Genomic DNA, 15,738 nt, shown 5'->3' with positions numbered 1-15,738 from the left:
ACCGCTATTCCAGCTCGCCGCCCTTGGTCTCGGGCAGGAAGAAATACACGATGACCGCGGCCAGCGCGAAGAACCCGGCGGTGGCTCCCAGCGCGCTCGCGACGCCGTGGGTAGCCGAGAAAAAGCCCACCGCGGCCGGCGCCAGCGCGCTGGTGGCCCGGCCGGTGTTGTAGATGAAGCCCTGCGCGGTCGCGCGGATGCTGGTCGGGAACAGCTCGGCGAAGGTAGGCGCGAAACCGCTGTAGAACCCCGTGCCCACGAAGGCGACCAGCGGTCCGAACGCCAGCAGCACCAGGCTGGACTCGATCTGCACGTACAGCGGCACGCACACGGCCGAGAGCAGGAAGAACAGGATGAAGGCCATGCGGCGGCCGATCCGGTCGGCGATGTAGCCGAAGCAGATGAAGCCCAGTGCCGCGCCCACCTGCATGATGACGATCCAGGTCGTGGACTTGGTCAGGTCCAGGCCGGCGCCGCCCGCGCTGACGGGCGTGGCCAGATAGGTCGGAATCCACGTGAACAGGCCCCAGTAGCCGCACATGGCCGCGGCGGTGAAGGCCAGGCCGACCACCGTGCTGCGCAGGTGCTGGCCGAACAGCAGCTTCAGGGTGGCGCCGACGCCCAGGCGCTCTTTCTGGCCCGCCCAGATCTCGGGCTCGGACGCATGGCGGCGCACCCAGAATGCGAACAGCGCGGGCACCAGGCCGACCGCGAACACCCAGCGCCAGCCCAGCGTGGGCAGCACCAGCGCCGCGACGATGGCCGCCAGCGCATAGCCGGCGGCGAAAGCGCTCTGCACCCAGGCCATGACCTTGCCGCGGTGCTTGGCCGGCCACGTCTCGGTGACCAGGGCCGCGCCCGCCGACCATTCCCCGCCCACCCCCAGGCCCAGCAGGAAGCGGAAGATCAGCAGTTGCGTGACGTTTTGCGAGAAGCCGCACAAGGCCGTGCCGATGGAATAGCACGCGATGCTGAGCACCAGCGACCGCGTCCGGCCCAGCCGGTCGGCCAGGAAACCGAAGATCAGGCCGCCGAAAGCCGTGGCCAGCAGCGTCATCGAGGCGATGACGCCGGCCGCGCCGCTGTCGAAATTCAATTCGGCACGCATCTGCGTGATCACCATGGCGAACAGCATCAGATCCATGATGTCCAGCATCCAGCCTATGTAGGCCGAGCCGAACGCGCGCCATTGTTCCTTGGTACGCCCTACGTACCATTTTTCCTGGGCCACGCCGGATAGCGAGGTCGCGGAGGATGCCATGCTTCGTCTCCTTGATGTATCGATCAACGATACAAACGTATCGATAAATATTCTATCTGAATATTCACAAGCCATGCATTCATGGTTTACGATAAATGATACGAACGTATTGTTTATCGATACAAACCGGTCCGTTGCCCGGCATGGGGCCGGCCATAGCCTCAGGAGTCATCCATGCGCAGTTTCATCATCAGGCTTTACGAAGACAGCATTCCCGCCGGCCATGCGCCGGTCTACCTGCCGCGCATGCCGCGATCGGTCTACATCGTGCAGGGTGGAATCACGGTGGAATTCCTGGACGGTACCCAGCACCAGCGCCAGGAGTCCGCCTGGGTGGGCCAGGACCCGATCGCGCTGGTGGCGGGCGAGGAAGACGCCGTGCTGTGGCGCTGGGAACTGGTTTCGCCCGACGCCCCCGCGGGCACGCTGCGCAGCGCCCCCGGCGCCACGTCCACCCTCAAGCTGCAACAGGAGATCGAGCTGGACGACCAGTTCGACTGGCTGATGCGCTGCGACCGCGTCGACTTCCCGCCCGGCGGCGTGGCGCTGACGCACGTGCACCAGGGACCCGGCATACGCTGCTGCCTGAAGGGCGAGATCACCATCGAGACCCAGGGCAGGACCACGGTGCATCCGGCTGGCTCGGCATGGTTCGAACTGGGCCACGCCCCGGTCCTGGCCCCGACTACCGAGGCCACGGATACCAGTTTCATCCGCTGCTTCATCCTGCCCCAGGGATGCCGCCAGCGCAGTTCCCTGCGCTACGTCCTGCCGGAAGACGCCGGCAAGCCCAAGCGTCAGCATTATCATGTGTACGGCGAGCGCATGCTGACCCTGCCCTGAGGGGCATCTTCCCGGCCCCCGGCGGGGCGGGCATGCGTCCATCGAGAACCCACCGGCCTTGCCAAGACACGCTTCGATCCATGCATCTCCCCGCCCCGGACCTCCTGCCCCCCGACGCCACCGCCCCCACCGCGGACGACGCCCAGACCGGCCATGCGCTGCCGACCTCGGGCGACGAGGCCACGATCTCGTCGACCTCGGTCATCTCCCTGCGCATCCTGGAATTGATGGCGGCCCAGGGCACCGAATGCGGAGTCACGGAACTGGCCGAGCTGCTCGGGATGCCCAAGGCGCGCGTGCATCGCCACCTGACGGCCCTGCGCCAGCAGGGCTACGTCACGCAGAACAAGCGCACCAGCCGCTACCGCGTGGGCTGGCGCCTGTTCCTGCTGGGACGAAAACTGGTGCAGCAGTTCGACGCCGTGTCGCTGGCCAAACCCATCATGGAAGACCTGCGCAACCGCGTCGAGCAGACCATCGTCATCACCACCTTCGATCCCAACAAGGTCGTCGTGCTGGATGTCGTGCGCGGCCGCAGCGCGCTGGAGATCCTGCTCAGCCCCGGCACACAATTCCCGGGCTTCCATACCCTGGCCCAGGGCAAGGTCGTGCTGGCCTTCGGCCCGCCGTCGCTGCGCGAGGCGGTACTGTCCCAGCCCCTGGCGGCCAGCACGCCCAAGACCATCACCGATCCCGACCGCCTGCGGGCCGAGATCCAGCTCGTCCACCAGCGCGGCTGGGCCGAGGCACCCGAGGAAATCTTCACCGGCATCAATGCCCTGGCGGCGCCGATCTTCCAGGCCGACGGTTCGCTGTTCGGCGCGCTGGCCATCGTCGCCTCGATCCACTACCTGCCGGCGCGGGCCCATCCCGACACCGTGCGGGATCTGATGCAGGCGGCCGCCGCGATCTCCGCCGTCCTGGGCGCGGGCCAGGCGGGCGCGACCGGGCCGGGCTGAAACCGGGACACGCCTGTCCTACCGGCGCCCCGGTACCCGTCCGATTGGGGCATGCTGGGCACTCCGCGTTCCGGTTGCCGCCATGCCCCTTCCCGTTCCCGTCCCAGCCTGTGGCCAGGCCTTTCCGCTACGCGTCCTTCAGCGCCAGCGCGCGGGCATACAAGGCATCCCGCGGCGCACCCGTGATGCGGGATGCCACCTTGGCGCTGTCGCGCACGCTCAATACCTCCAGCAGCGCCCGCAGCACCTCGTCGGTCCGGGCATCCAGCGCGCCCGCCGCTTCCTCGGGCGCCGCCTCCACGATCAGCACGAACTCGCCCTGCGCCCGCTGGGGGTGGGCAGCCAGCCAGGCCTGGGCCTCGGCCAGCGGCACCGTGGCGATTTCCTCGAAACGCTTGGTCAGCTCGCGCGCCACGGTCAATTGCCGCGCGGCGCCGCAGACCGCCAGCAGGTCGGCCAGGGTCGCCGCCATCCGGTGCGGCGATTCGTACATGACCACCGGCGCGGGCAGCGCGCACCACTGGGCCAGCCAACGCTGCCGGGCGGCCGCCTTGGGCGGCGGAAAGCCGGCGAAGACGAACGCCGGGTTCTCGTCCGAGGTCGCGCCGCTGGCCATCAGCGCGGCGATCACGGCGCTGGCGCCGGGCACCGGCACCACCGGGTGGCCGGCCGCACGCACCTCGCGCACGATGCGCGAGCCGGGATCGCTGACGCCGGGCGCGCCCGCGTCCGACACCAGCGCCACCCGTTCGCCCGCGGCCAGCCGGCCGACGATGGCCTGGGCCGCCTGCGCCTCGTTGTGCCGGTGGGCCGCCATCAAGGGGGTGGAAATGCCCCAGGCATCCAGCAGGGGCCGGGTCATGCGCGTGTCTTCGGCGGCGATCACGTCGGCCCGCTGCAGGCAGGCCTGGGCGCGCAGGCTCAGGTCGCCCAGGTTGCCGATGGGCGTGGCCACCACGTACAGCGCCGGGGCGGGCCAGTGCTGCGCCGCCACCTTGTCCGCCAGCCGTTCCCAGGCACCCGTGGCGGGCCTGGAGGATTCGATTTCATTGTCCATGGCGCGAGAATACCGCGAGGGCGCCCGTGACGGCGGCCGACACCCAGGCCTATGCACTGGCCCATGCGGCGCAGCGGCGGGCGATACGTCGCAGCCCCCGGCCGGGCCGCAGGCAGGAAGCGGCCTTGCCGCCCCGCCGCTCGCCCGCGCAGCAGGCCGGCGACCGGGCCGAGCGCGAGGCGCTGGCGCACCTGCACGCCGCCGGGCTGGTCCTGGTGGCCCGCAACGTGGCCTGCCGCGCCGGCGAAATCGACCTGGTCATGCGCGAGGGCGCCGTCCTGGTCTTCGTCGAAGTCCGCGCGCGTGCCCGTAACCGCTACGGCGGTGCGGCGGCCAGCGTGGGCCCGGCCAAGCGGCTGCGCCTGGCGCGCACGGCCGCCTATTTCCTGCGCGCCTGCTGGAAGGGACCACCGCCCGCCTGCCGCTTCGATGTCCTGGCCTTCGAGGCCGATGCCCCGCCGCGCTGGATACGGCACGCCTTTTCGCTCGAGGCGCTGCCCGGTTTCCGGTAGCGGGCGGCCTCCCGTCGGCCGGCCAGGGAAACTATCATTGCTCCAACCGCTCCAACGCCATGGCTGTCGCCCCGCAACCGGGGCGTCACGGCCGGTTACAGCGGACACACTTGCCGGCGCGGCCGGCAAGCCGGCCGTTTCCCCTGCATGAGATAATCCCGGCATGGACCTTATCGCCCGCATATCCGCCCATTTCCGCGACGCCGTCGCGCTGTTCGAACACTGCCAGGACACCCTGTCGGCGCCTACCGCGGCGGCCGTGGATGCGCTGGTGTTCAGCCTGTCCAACAACGGCAAGATCCTGGCCTGCGGCAATGGCGGGTCGGCCGCCGATGCCCAGCACTTCGCCGCCGAGCTGGTCGGCCGCTTCGAACGCGAACGGCTGCCGCTGGGCGCCATCGCGCTCAATACCGATACTTCCATCCTGACCGCGGTCGGCAACGACTTCGGCTACGACCGGGTGTTCTCCCAGCAGGTCAACGCACTGGGCCAGCCGGGCGACGTGCTGGTGGCCATCTCCACCAGCGGCAACTCGGCCAATGTGATCGAGGCCATCGAAGCGGCCCATTCCCGCGAGCTGCGCGTCATCGCGCTGACCGGCAAGGGCGGCGGCCGGATCGGCCAGATGCTGACGGAAGACGACGTGCACCTGTGCGTGCCGCACGACCGCACCCTGCGCATCCAGGAAGTCCACATATTGCTGCTGCACGCCATGTGCGACGGCATCGACGCTCAACTGCTGGGAGATCTCTGATGTTTCGCAAACCGGCCGCTTCGGTACGCCCCCTGGTCCTGGCCCTCGTGGTCGCAAGCTCGGCATGGGCGGTATCCGCCTGCGCCCCCATCGTCCTGGGCAGCGCCTACGTCGGCACGATGGCCGCCACCGACCGCCGCACCGTGGGCATCCAGGTCGAGGACAAGAACATCGAGCTCAAGGCGTCCAGCCGGCTGTCGGGCCGCTATGGCGACAAGGGCCATATCAACGTCAACGCCTACAACCGCAAGCTCCTGCTGACCGGCGAAGTCCCCGACGAGACCGCCAAGCGCGATGCCGAGGAACAGGCGCGCGGCGTCGAGAACGTCCGCGCCCTCGTGAACGAGCTCCAGATCGGCATCCCGACCTCGCTGGCCACCCGCTCGAACGACGTCTTCATCGAAGGCAAGATCAAGGCTTCACTGGTGGACGCCAAGGATCTCTTCGCCAATTCCTTCCGCATCACGGTCGAGAACGGCGTGGCCTACCTGATGGGCCGCGTCACCGAACGCGAGGGCAAGCGCGGCGCCGAGATCGCCGCCGGCGTGAGCGGCGTCAAGAAGGTGGTCAAGGTGTTCGACTACATCACCGAAGAAGAACTGCAGGACCTGTCCAAGGTGAAGGCCGAGCAGGACCAGTCGCCGGCCACCGGCGGCTCGTCCGCCAGCCGCTGACCGGCGTCCCCGCCCGCGGCGAAGCGGGCGGGCCGCGCATCCCGGCCTATAATGGGCCGCATCGCGGGCGCGGACACACGCCGCCTTGCCCGCCACGCAACGGATCGCTCCCTATGCCGATTTCAGCCCCCTTCAACGCAACCGCCCGCGCCCAGCGCGGCGCCGCCAAGCTGGCCGCCATCCTCGTGGTCGCGCTGCTGGCCGCCGCCGGCGCCTGGTTCGCGCTGGCCCCCGCCGCCAAGGCGCCCGACACCACCTTCACCTCCATCCACGGCGACCAGTTCACCACCGAAAGCCTGCGCGGCAAGGTGGTGCTGGTCAACTTCTGGGCCACCAGCTGCGTGACCTGCGTGAAGGAAATGCCGATGATGGTCGAGACCTACAAGAAGTACGCGCCGCAGGGCTACGAAATGGTCGCGGTAGCCATGAGCTACGACCCGGCCAACTACGTGCTCAATTTCGCGCAGACCCGCGAACTGCCCTTCAAGGTCGCGCTCGACCCGATGGGCGAGATCGCACGCAGCTTCGAGGACGTCAAGCTCACGCCCACCTCGTTCCTGATCGACAAGCAGGGCCGCATCATCAAGCGCTATCTGGGCGAGCCCAACGTGGCCGAGTTCCACGCCACGATCGAGAAGGCGCTGGCCAGCTGACGCCATGAGCGCGCCCTCCCGCATCGTCCGCATCGACCACCGCTCCTGGGACGACGCACCCGGCCACGCTGGCGCGTCCACGCCCGTGGCCGAGCTGGAAGAAGGCAAGGTCCTGTATTTCCCCGAATTGCGGTTCGAATTGAGCCAGGCCGAAACCGGCCTGCTCGACCCCGCGCTGGTCGATCCCAAACGCAAGAACATCAGCCTGAACGCCACGACCGGCAAGCTGACCGGCGTAGCCGTGGAAGACGAGCGCCAGGCCGCCATCGGCGCGCTGGTGCGCCGCTATTACGAGACCACGCGCCGCTTCCTGGACCGCCTGCTGCCCGAGTACGCCTCGCACCTGCACGCCCCCACCACCAGCCTGCGCCTGCATCGCATCGGCACCTGGAAGATGTCCTGGCGCAAGGACGACACCCGCCTGCACGTCGATGCCTTCCCTTCACGGCCGGTGGGCGAACAGCGCATCCTGCGCGTCTTCAATAACATCAACCCGCACGGCGACACCCGCCTGTGGCGGGTCGGCGAAGCCTTCGACACGCTGTCGGCGCGCTATCTGCCGCAGATGCCGGCCTACCGCCCCGGCGTGGCGTGGCTGCTGCACAAGCTGCACATCACCAAGAGCCGCCGCAGCGCCTACGACCACTTCATGCTGCAATTGCACGACCGCATGAAGGCCGACTCCGGCTACCAGCGCGACGGCCAGCAGGAGAGCATCGAGTTCCCGCCGGGCAGCACCTGGATCTGCTTCTCGGACCAGACCCCGCACGCGGCCATGACGGGCCAGTTCATGCTGGAGCAGACCTACCTGCTGCCGGTGTCGGCCATGGCCCGGCCCGATATGTCGCCCCAGCGCGTGCTGGCGCGGCAGGTCGCCGCGGCGCACTAGCCCCCTTACTTCCCCGCACGGCCCTTCAGGCCTGTCCTTCGGCCTGCTGGCGCCGCTGCGCGGCCGCCTCGCGTATGCATTCGATCAGTGCCCGCACCGCGTGCGAGGGCACGGCATCGCTGCGCAGCGTCAGTCCGACCGAGGCCGAGGTGTGCTGCGTATCGCAGGCCAGCCGGACCAGGCTGCCGGCGCGCAGGTCGTGCTCGACCACACCCAGCGCGATCATCCAGACCGCGTCGGTATGGGCCACGTAGGACCGGGCGAAGGCATCGGACAGCGTCTCGATCGCCTCGCGTCCCACTCCCACGCCGTGCCGGACCATGTACGAATCGATAGTGTGGCGAATGGCCGTGCCCGGCAGCGGCACCACCATGCCGCAGGCGGCGATCTCCTCGGCCTCCACCCGGCGGGCGGGCGCCAGCGGATGCCCGGGCCGCGCGACCACCACGACCGGCTCCTCGTACAGGTGCTCGTACGACAGGCCCAGCATTTCCGAGGGCTCGGCCACGCGCCCCAGCACCAGATCCAGTTCACCCTGCTTGAGCAGCGCCAGCAGCCCCGCGTTTACGCCCGTATGCACGCTCAGCCGCACCGACGGCCACTGGCGCTTGAACAGGCTGGCCGCCTGCGGCCCGATGGTGGGCGCGACGGTAGGCAAGGTGCCGATCGCGATGACGGCCACGTCGTCCCGCACGACCGAGGACACGCGGTCCAGGCCCTCGCGCAGCGTGCGCAGGCTGCTGCCGGCATAACCCAGCAGCACACGGCCCTTGTCCGTCAGCGACGCGCCGCGCTTGCTGCGGACCACGAGCTGCGCCTGCACCACGTCCTCGAGTTCCGCCAGGGTTTTGGAGATGGCCGGCTGCGAGATGCCCAGCGCATCGGCCGCCTGCCCCATGTGGCGGCACGCGGCGATGGCGACCAGGCATTGGAGATGCCGCAGCTTGATGCGGCCCAGTCCCGTGGATATGCCGTGTTCCTGCATGCTCTCCTCCCGATCAGGTCGAATCATAACCAAAAGGAAATCAACTCTTCTTATTTTTCATTTTTCATAACCAAAATAACTAAATACACTGCGGCAAAACATCAGCATCAGGAGTGAGACCCATGCCCGTTCTTCGACCGGCCCTGCTGGCCGCCGCCATCCTTGCCGCCTCTTCCGTCGCGCACGCGCAGTCCGGCTACCCGGCCAAGCCGGTACGCGTCCTGGTCGGCTCGCCGCCGGGGGCGCCGTCGGACATGGTCGCCCGCATCCTGGCCGAGCGACTGGGCAGCCGCTTCAAGCAGACCTTCGTGGTCGAGAACCGCGCCGGCGCCAACAACGGCCTGGCCGCGCAGCAGGTGGCCAAGGCCGCGGCCGACGGCTACACGCTGCTGGTCACGCCCGACACCGTGGTCACGGTCAACCCCTTCGTCTACAAGAAGATGGATTTCGACCCGCGCACCGACCTCGTACCGGTTTCCCTGGTGGCCAACTTCAACCAGATGATGGTGTGCAATGCCGCGCTCAAGCTCACGTCCATGGAGCAACTGATCGCGCGCGCCCGGCAGACGCCGATGACCTATGCGTCCGGCGGCCAGGGCTCGCCCGGCCACCTCGCGGCCGAACTGGTCCTGAGCAAGGCCGGCGTCGCCATGACCCACGTCCCGTACAAAGGCCCGAGCCCGGCGATGACCGACGTCATGGGTGGGCAGGTCGACTGCGGCTTCCTGGCGACGCCCACGGTGCTGCCCAACGTCCAGGCCGGACGGCTGACCGCGCTGGCCGTCTCCTCGGCCCGGCCCTCGCCCATGGCGCCCACGGTGCCCACCTTGCCGCAGGTCGGCCTGCCCAACATCGACGCCTCGTTCAACCAGTACCTGATGGCCCCCAAGGACACGCCGGCCGCCGTGGTGCAGGCGCTGCAGGAAGCCGTGGCGGCGGCGCTGCAGGAAGCGCCCGTGCGCCAGCGCCTGACCTCGCTCGACCTGACCCCGGTGGGCCAGGTCGGCGCGCAAGCCGCGGAAACCTTGAAGCGCGACACGGCCAAGTGGGCCGAAGTGGTCAAGCGCATCGATATCAAGGAATAGGCTTCCCTGACTACTACACTACGGGGGCAGGCCGCCACGTAGCGGCCGCGCCGACAAGATATCCGCCTTCGGAGACCCCCATGCCCGTATTCACCCATCTGGCCGCCACCGGCATCGTTGCCACGCTTGCCCTGTCTGTCGCCGCGCCCGGCCACGCCCAGGACTATCCCAGCCGCCCCATCCGGGTCATCGTTCCCTACTCGGCCGGCGGCGGCGCGGACAATGCGGCACGGGTGATCGCGCAGCGGCTGGGCACGGCGCTGCGCACGCAGGTCGTGATCGACAACCGGCCCGGCGCCAGCGGCATGATAGGCGCGCAGGCGGTGGTCCAGGCCGCGCCTGACGGCTATACGGTGCTGTACGACGCCTCCACCTACGCGGTCAACCCCGCGCTGCGCAAGATGCCCTTCGATCCGGACAAGGATCTCGTGCCCGTGTCCCTGGCGATCACGGTGCCCAACATCCTGGTCGTCCATCCCGACGCCCCCTACAAGAGCTTCAAGGAATTCGTGGACTACGCGCGCCAGCATCCGGGCAAGGTCAGCTACGCCTCGTACGGTGCCGGCAGCCCCGCCCATCTGGTGGGCGAGCTGCTGAAGAACCAGGCCGGCATCGACATGCTGCACGTGCCCTACAAGGGCGGCGCCCCGGCCCTGGCGGACGTCATGGGCGGACAGGTGAACGCCTACTTCGCCAACGCCGCGTCGGGCCTGTCCTACGTCCAGTCCGGCCGCCTCAAGGCGCTGGCCGTCACCTCCGCCAAGCGCATGGCCGCGCTGCCCGACACGCCCACCATCGCGGAAAACGGCTTCAAGAACTTCGAAGTGCTGGAATGGAACGGCTTCTTCGTGCCCAAGGGCACGCCGGCGGCGGTGGTCGACCGCCTGGCCAAGGAGATCAAGGCGGCCGTGTCGGATCCCGATACGCGCGCCAAGCTGAACAAGCTCGGACTGGACACCGTGGGCAGCACGCCGGCCGAGTTCGCCACGTTCATCCAGGGGGAGACCCGCCGCTGGAAGGAGCTGGCGACGGCGAACAAGATCACGGTGGAGTAAGAGGAGCTTCCAGTCACCGAGGCGGACAAGCGCCCGCTGTCGGGCGTTTCATCCCCGCTTTCGCGGGGAACCACGCGTTGTAGGCCCAATCGAAACGACTCTCGATGGGCAGGGACGAGGGTCTGCCAGCCCTATCGTCTTCGGCACGACCGCACACAGCTCTTCAAAAATCGGGGAGTCTGGGTTGGCCTGATAGTGCTTTTGATTGCCAACAGCCTTGACGGTGACCAGGCGCTCTGAGCCAAGGCCGCCAACTCACGCTGAACCGCGCCGGAGCCACTGGCCACGATTCGCATCACCTCGTTGGCATAGAAACTGCATCAAGGCTGGCCGAACAGCAATCCCAACACGCGCTGTTTGGTCCGAGGGAATAGGGCATCGGCCAAGTTGGAGTTCATGGTGAAGCAAAACATACCTATATTGGGAATGAAGCCACCCAATATGGGCATTTAATTCAAGGTATTTCTACAGGCGAATTGGCTACTGCAAGAATGCCCCCTTGCCCAAGATCAGGCATTCACCCGAGTAAACCCCCACACTCCCGCGGGGAACACGTGAACCTTCAGGTCAAGAACGAATGGAGTCTGATCCGCGCATGGAGGGAATACCTGGGCATCACCCAGGCGGAGATGGCAACGCGTCTTGAAGTGCGGCAACCGACCTACGCGAGCATGGAGGCACCCAGGCCTGGCCGAGAAAAGCGACGCGCGCAAATCGCGCAGGCGCTCGGGATTTCGATCGATCAGCTCACGATTAGAGACCGCAAGATGGCTTATCGCCGTCTTGGGATTGCCGGGTAGAACGTGCGAACAGAACAGAGTGTCCCCCCTCGTCGTGGACTCTGGACACCATCCTTGCTATTCATCCAGTGCGGAATGCACGCCACACGCGCCGTCACCAGATCATTCCCAAGCCGTATTGAGCGGGGGTTTCCATGAGGGCTCCGAAAGCCCGGAGTCCCGGGCCGATGGAGGCTACAGCAAGCCGGCTTCGTTATTTGTCCAGGACTGCCCGCTCACGCAGAGAACTTCTTCTCAATACCCTACTTCTTTTTGAAGGCGCACAGCCAAAATGGAAGCGGTTTCGCCATGCAATTGATATAGGACAACATAGCTGCGTGGCCCGAAATCGATAAGCCATTCACGAAACTCCGCGTCCATGTCTTCGATCGGACGACCGACGCGCGGCTGCCTGGCAAGCATCCTCACCCCGGCGCGGATTGCTTGTACGGCACGTCGCGCGGCGCTTATATCCTTCTGCGCGAGAAAGCGATAGAGGCTCTGCACATCGTCCAGTGCCAGTGGCGTCCATATCACTCGTGGCACTTAGGTGGCTCCGCATCCTCGCCCGCTTCGAGCTTCGCCAGCCAGGCATCCCCTTCTTCAAGCGTCACGTGCAATCCGTTGGCCTGATAGTCATTCCATGCACGCATCGCATCGTGCTTGAACGCCTCGCGCTTTTCTTCGCGCTCCACGTACTGCGTGATTGCTTCGCGCATGATCCAGTGGGCCGAACGGTCCCGCTGATCTGCAAGGCGATGTATGCGAGCTTTCAAGTCGTCATTGAGCTTGATGGTCGTGGCCATGATGGAATGTATATTCGAAGGTAGTACCAATGAATACTGTAGTCTTTGTGCGAGTGTTCGTCTACGGCGTGTGGCAGTGGCTTGTGCTGACTCACGCACAGAAAGGGCGACAGACGGACAAAGGCGCAAGCGTTTTTCGGAGAAATTCAGCGTATCCTAGTCAGCTGATTTTTCTTCTCTTGTGTTTGAGCAGCATGGCTAGCCTGTCACGCGACGAACAGATCGCGGCACTGCGCCGGGATGGTCTGGTGGTGGTGCGCAATTTCCTCGATGCCGATGCGTGCGCGGCGCTGCTGCAGAGTGCGCGTGCGCAGCTCAACGCTCATATCGAGCCCATCGAGTACGAAGCGGACCTGGGCTACCCGGGCGCCCCGACCTCGCGCGAGGCCGAGGGCGGGCGGACGGTGCGGCGGCTGCTGGATGCTTGGTCACGCGACGAAGCCTATCGGCAGTACGCGACCTGTGCGCCCATCCGCGACTGGATGGCCGCCTATTTCGCGGAACCGGCCAAGCTGTCGCTGGCCCATCACAACTGCGTCATGACCAAGCATCCGCGCTACGGCACGCTCACGGGCTGGCACCGCGATTTCCGCTACTGGTCGTTCCAGCGCGACGACATGGTCTCGATCTGGCTGGCGCTGGGGGACGAAGTGGACCGCAACGGCGCGCTGCATCTGGTGCCGGGGTCTCATCGGGAAAGCTTCGATGCCTCGCGTTTCGACGAACGCAAATTCTTCCGCGACGACCTGCCGGCCAACCGGGCGATCATCGAGCGCGCCATCGTGCCGGAACTGCGTGCAGGCGACGTGATGTTCTTCCACTGCAATACCCTGCACGCGGCCGACCGCAACGCCACGGACGACGTGAAGTTCTCGGTGGTGTTCACCTACCATGCCGCCAGCAACCGCCCCCTGCCCGGTACCCGCTCGGCCGCCAAGGGCAGCATCAGCCTGGAAGGCAGCTAGCGCGCATGCGCGCGCAGTTCCTGGGCCGCCAGTTCGTCGGCCAGCGCGCTGGCCTGCAGCAGGAACGGTGAACGGTCGTCGCGGCGGCGGCTGACGATTACCGGCGAGGTGAATCCCGGGCTGTCCAGCGGCACATAGGCGATGTCTTCGCGCTGCAGGCGCTGCACCGACGCGGGCACCACGGTTACGCCCAGGCCGGCCGCGACCAGCCCGATCGCCGTCTGCAATTCGTTGGCTTCCTGGACCACGTCCAGGCCATGCCCCGCCGCCCGGAACAGGCCCAGCACATGGTCGGCATAGCTGGGCCGGGGGCGTGCCGGATACAGGATGAAGGGCTGCTTGGCCAGCTCGGCCGCCCGCACCCCGTTCCGCGTACGCCTGGCCAGCGGATGGGAGCGCGCCACCACCGCCACCAGCGGTTCGGCCATCAGTACCTTGCGCTCGATGTCGGGATCGTCGAACAGGATGCGCCCGAACCCGATGTCGATGCGCCCGGCCTTGAGCGCCTCCATCTGCTGCAATGTCGTCAGTTCCGACAGGCCCACTTCGACGTGCCGGTCCGCGCCCCGCAGGCGGCGGATCAACTCCGGCACGAATCCGTACAGCGTGGACGGCACGAAGCCCACGCCGAACCAGCGCCGCCCCTGCTGCCCAAGGCGCCGGGTGGCCTCGGTGATTTCCTGGAAGCGCGCGGTCAATTGCAGCGAGTGTTCGAGCAGGAAGCGGCCGGCCTCGGTCAATCGCAGCGATCGCCCGGTGCGCTCGAACAGAAGCACCCCGAGCTCGTCTTCCAGCGCGCGTATCTGGCGGCTGAGCGGCGGCTGCGCCATGTGCAGCTTCTCGGCGGCGCGGGTGACGTTCATTTCCTGCGCCACGGCCTGGAAATAGCGGAGTTGCCTGACGTCCATCGATACTTTTTAGGTATTGAAAACGCCAAATATAGTCTTGGACGCAGGAAAAATCGACTTCCATACTGACTTCCCGAATCACAATGAACCGGAAAAGTATGGCTTTCCCCCACATCGAGTCGATCGAGGCCATCCTGGTCGACCTGCCCACCATCCGCGCCCACCAGTTGGCGATGACGGTCATGAACGTGCAGACGCTCGTCATCGTGCGTCTGCGCTGCTCCGACGGCGTGGAAGGGTTGGGAGAAGCCACGACCATAGGCGGCCTGAGCTATGGCGAGGAAAGCCCCGAGGGCATCAAGCTCGCCATCGACACCTACCTGGCGCCGGCGCTGCGGGGGCAGGATGCCTCGAACGTGCTGGCCGCGACGCAACGCATGAACCGGGTGGCGCGCGGCAACACCTTCGCCAAGTCGGCGCTCGAGACGGCGCTGCTGGACGCGCAGGGCAAGCGGCTGGGCGTAGCGGTCTCGACGCTGCTGGGCGGCGCCGTGCGCGATACGGTGCCCGTGCTCTGGACGCTGGCCAGCGGCGATACCCGGCGCGACATCGAAGAGGCCGAATCCCTGCTGGCCGCGCGGCGGCACGATACCTTCAAGCTGAAGATCGGCCGCCGTTCCGTGGCCGAGGACGTGGCCCACGTGTGCGCCATCAAGGAGGCGCTGGGCGCGCGGGCGCGCGTGACCGTGGACGTGAACCAGGCCTGGAGCGAGTCGCAGGCGGCCACCGGCATCGCCCGGCTGGAGGCGGCCGGCGTGGACCTGGTCGAGCAGCCGTTGCCCCGCGCCCACCGGGCAGGCATGGCGCGGCTGGCGGCGCGCTTCGTCGTGCCCATCATGGCCGACGAGGCCGTCCACAGCCCCGAAGACGCCATGGACCTCGCCCGCCAGGGCGCGGCCGACGTGCTGGCCTTGAAGATTTCCAAGTCGGGCGGCCTCTACGAAGTGCTGCGCACCGCCGCCGTCGGCGATGCCGCGGGCATGGCGCTGTATGGCGGCACCATGCTGGAAGGCAGCATAGGCACGGTGGCCGCCGCGCACGCCTTCGCCACCCTGCCCCGTCTTGAATGGGGCACCGAATTGTTCGGCCCCTTGTTGCTGGTCGACGACGTCGTCCAGCAACGCCCCGCCTACCAGGAATTCTCGATGACGCTGCCCACCGGACCCGGACTGGGATTGGCGCTCGACGAAGAAAAACTCAGGCGCTATCGCCGCGATCGCTGAAGCGCCATCACCAGGAGAGTCACATGTTGTTCCTCGTCCGCATGGATGTCCGCCTGCCGCCGTCCATGCCCAAGGAAGAAGCCGACACGCTGAAAGCCACTGAAAAGGCCTATTCCCAGGATCTGCAACGACAGGGCAAATGGCCGCAGCTCTACCGCGTGGTGGGCGAATACGCCAACTACAGCATTTTCGACGTGGCCGACAACGACGAGCTGCACGCGCTGCTGTCGTCGCTGCCGCTGTTTCCCTACATGGAGATCCACGTCACGCCGCTGGCCCGCCACCCCTCGTCCATCCACTGAACGCCACCGGCGGCCCATCCGTATCTAC

At 67.1% G+C, this 15,738-nt stretch carries 19 protein-coding genes; 13 read left to right on the top strand and 6 right to left on the bottom strand.

Annotated features, from left to right (window positions below):
* Positions 1-4: 4 nt before the first annotated feature.
* Positions 5-1,261, bottom strand: a complete 1,257-nt coding sequence (locus WKR98_RS09070) for an MFS transporter (protein ID WP_130356935.1) — start codon at positions 1,259-1,261, stop codon at positions 5-7.
* 174 nt (positions 1,262-1,435) lie between these two features.
* On the opposite strand from WKR98_RS09070, the gene WKR98_RS09065 reads away from it, so the two are divergent.
* Together WKR98_RS09065 and WKR98_RS09060 are read left to right on the top strand one after the other, a co-directional pair.
* Complete coding sequence (locus tag WKR98_RS09065; protein ID WP_161567691.1) at positions 1,436-2,104, top strand: hypothetical protein; 669 nt, start codon at positions 1,436-1,438, stop codon at positions 2,102-2,104.
* A gap of 80 nt (positions 2,105-2,184) precedes the next feature.
* Positions 2,185-3,063 carry an IclR family transcriptional regulator gene (locus WKR98_RS09060; protein ID WP_161567690.1) on the top strand — a complete coding sequence of 293 codons (879 nt, stop codon included), beginning with the start codon at positions 2,185-2,187 and terminating at the stop codon, positions 3,061-3,063.
* 127 nt (positions 3,064-3,190) lie between these two features.
* Here the strand turns inward: WKR98_RS09060 and rsmI are convergent, their stop codons facing one another.
* Positions 3,191-4,120 carry a 16S rRNA (cytidine(1402)-2'-O)-methyltransferase gene (gene rsmI, locus WKR98_RS09055; RefSeq protein WP_124687794.1) on the bottom strand — a complete coding sequence of 310 codons (930 nt, stop codon included), beginning with the start codon at positions 4,118-4,120 and terminating at the stop codon, positions 3,191-3,193.
* 26 nt (positions 4,121-4,146) lie between these two features.
* On the opposite strand from rsmI, the gene WKR98_RS09050 reads away from it, so the two are divergent.
* The 5 genes from WKR98_RS09050 to WKR98_RS09030 all read left to right on the top strand — a co-directional run bounded on the left by WKR98_RS09050 (position 4,147) and on the right by WKR98_RS09030 (position 7,602).
* Complete coding sequence (locus WKR98_RS09050) at positions 4,147-4,632, top strand: YraN family protein (RefSeq protein ID WP_124687793.1); 486 nt, start codon at positions 4,147-4,149, stop codon at positions 4,630-4,632.
* A gap of 163 nt (positions 4,633-4,795) precedes the next feature.
* Positions 4,796-5,386 (top strand): phosphoheptose isomerase, encoded by a 591-nt coding sequence (locus WKR98_RS09045; RefSeq protein ID WP_124687792.1) that lies wholly within the window; start codon positions 4,796-4,798, stop codon positions 5,384-5,386.
* Entirely contained in the window at positions 5,386-6,060 is a 675-nt protein-coding gene (locus tag WKR98_RS09040; protein ID WP_341432687.1) for a BON domain-containing protein, read from the top strand. The genes WKR98_RS09045 and WKR98_RS09040 overlap by 1 nt, the downstream gene beginning before the upstream one ends.
* A gap of 113 nt (positions 6,061-6,173) precedes the next feature.
* Entirely contained in the window at positions 6,174-6,713 is a 540-nt protein-coding gene (locus WKR98_RS09035; RefSeq protein WP_124687790.1) for a TlpA disulfide reductase family protein, read from the top strand.
* A 4-nt stretch (positions 6,714-6,717) separates the two neighbouring features.
* The gene (locus WKR98_RS09030) at positions 6,718-7,602 is read left to right on the top strand and encodes a Kdo hydroxylase family protein (RefSeq protein WP_341432686.1); all 885 of its coding nucleotides are present in this window, start codon (positions 6,718-6,720) and stop codon (positions 7,600-7,602) included.
* A gap of 25 nt (positions 7,603-7,627) precedes the next feature.
* Here WKR98_RS09030 and pcaQ read toward each other — a convergent pair whose 3' ends face one another.
* Positions 7,628-8,587 carry a pca operon transcription factor PcaQ gene (gene pcaQ / locus WKR98_RS09025; RefSeq protein ID WP_341432685.1) on the bottom strand — a complete coding sequence of 320 codons (960 nt, stop codon included), beginning with the start codon at positions 8,585-8,587 and terminating at the stop codon, positions 7,628-7,630.
* Positions 8,588-8,709: 122 nt separating this feature from the next.
* Here pcaQ and WKR98_RS09020 point away from each other — a divergent pair, with 122 nt between their 5' ends.
* The 3 genes from WKR98_RS09020 to WKR98_RS09010 all read left to right on the top strand — a co-directional run bounded on the left by WKR98_RS09020 (position 8,710) and on the right by WKR98_RS09010 (position 11,527).
* A complete protein-coding gene (locus tag WKR98_RS09020) occupies positions 8,710-9,672 on the top strand; it encodes a Bug family tripartite tricarboxylate transporter substrate binding protein (protein ID WP_124687787.1) in 963 nt (320 codons plus the stop codon).
* Between the two features lie 80 nt (positions 9,673-9,752).
* On the top strand, positions 9,753-10,727 hold the full coding sequence (locus WKR98_RS09015; protein ID WP_341432684.1) for a Bug family tripartite tricarboxylate transporter substrate binding protein: 975 nt from the start codon (positions 9,753-9,755) through the stop codon (positions 10,725-10,727).
* A 554-nt stretch (positions 10,728-11,281) separates the two neighbouring features.
* Entirely contained in the window at positions 11,282-11,527 is a 246-nt protein-coding gene (locus WKR98_RS09010) for a helix-turn-helix transcriptional regulator (protein ID WP_341432683.1), read from the top strand.
* A 234-nt stretch (positions 11,528-11,761) separates the two neighbouring features.
* Here WKR98_RS09010 and WKR98_RS09005 read toward each other — a convergent pair whose 3' ends face one another.
* Both WKR98_RS09005 and WKR98_RS09000 read right to left on the bottom strand, forming a co-directional pair.
* On the bottom strand, positions 11,762-12,052 hold the full coding sequence (locus tag WKR98_RS09005) for a type II toxin-antitoxin system RelE/ParE family toxin (protein ID WP_341432682.1): 291 nt from the start codon (positions 12,050-12,052) through the stop codon (positions 11,762-11,764).
* Entirely contained in the window at positions 12,040-12,312 is a 273-nt protein-coding gene (locus WKR98_RS09000) for a CopG family ribbon-helix-helix protein (protein ID WP_341432681.1), read from the bottom strand. Before WKR98_RS09000 ends, WKR98_RS09005 begins: the two co-directional genes overlap by 13 nt.
* Positions 12,313-12,506: 194 nt before the next feature.
* Between WKR98_RS09000 and WKR98_RS08995 the strand changes: the two genes are divergently transcribed.
* Positions 12,507-13,277: a phytanoyl-CoA dioxygenase family protein gene (locus WKR98_RS08995; RefSeq protein ID WP_124687774.1), complete on the top strand. Its 771-nt coding sequence runs from the start codon at positions 12,507-12,509 to the stop codon at positions 13,275-13,277.
* On the opposite strand, the gene WKR98_RS08990 is transcribed toward WKR98_RS08995, so the two are convergent.
* Positions 13,274-14,185 (bottom strand): LysR family transcriptional regulator, encoded by a 912-nt coding sequence (locus WKR98_RS08990; protein WP_341432680.1) that lies wholly within the window; start codon positions 14,183-14,185, stop codon positions 13,274-13,276. The two genes, WKR98_RS08995 and WKR98_RS08990, sit on opposite strands and share 4 nt — an antisense overlap.
* Before the next feature lie 98 nt (positions 14,186-14,283).
* On the opposite strand from WKR98_RS08990, the gene WKR98_RS08985 reads away from it, so the two are divergent.
* Complete coding sequence (locus WKR98_RS08985; RefSeq protein ID WP_341432679.1) at positions 14,284-15,408, top strand: muconate/chloromuconate family cycloisomerase; 1,125 nt, start codon at positions 14,284-14,286, stop codon at positions 15,406-15,408.
* Between the two features lie 23 nt (positions 15,409-15,431).
* Positions 15,432-15,710 carry a muconolactone Delta-isomerase gene (gene catC / locus WKR98_RS08980; RefSeq protein ID WP_124687771.1) on the top strand — a complete coding sequence of 93 codons (279 nt, stop codon included), beginning with the start codon at positions 15,432-15,434 and terminating at the stop codon, positions 15,708-15,710.
* Positions 15,711-15,738 lie beyond the last annotated feature (28 nt).

This window comes from Pigmentiphaga sp. YJ18, assembly GCF_038066655.1.
GTDB lineage: Bacteria > Pseudomonadota > Gammaproteobacteria > Burkholderiales > Burkholderiaceae_B > Pigmentiphaga.
The sequence above is the reverse complement of the archived record's forward strand: the minus strand, read 5'-3'. Positions and strand labels throughout refer to the sequence as shown.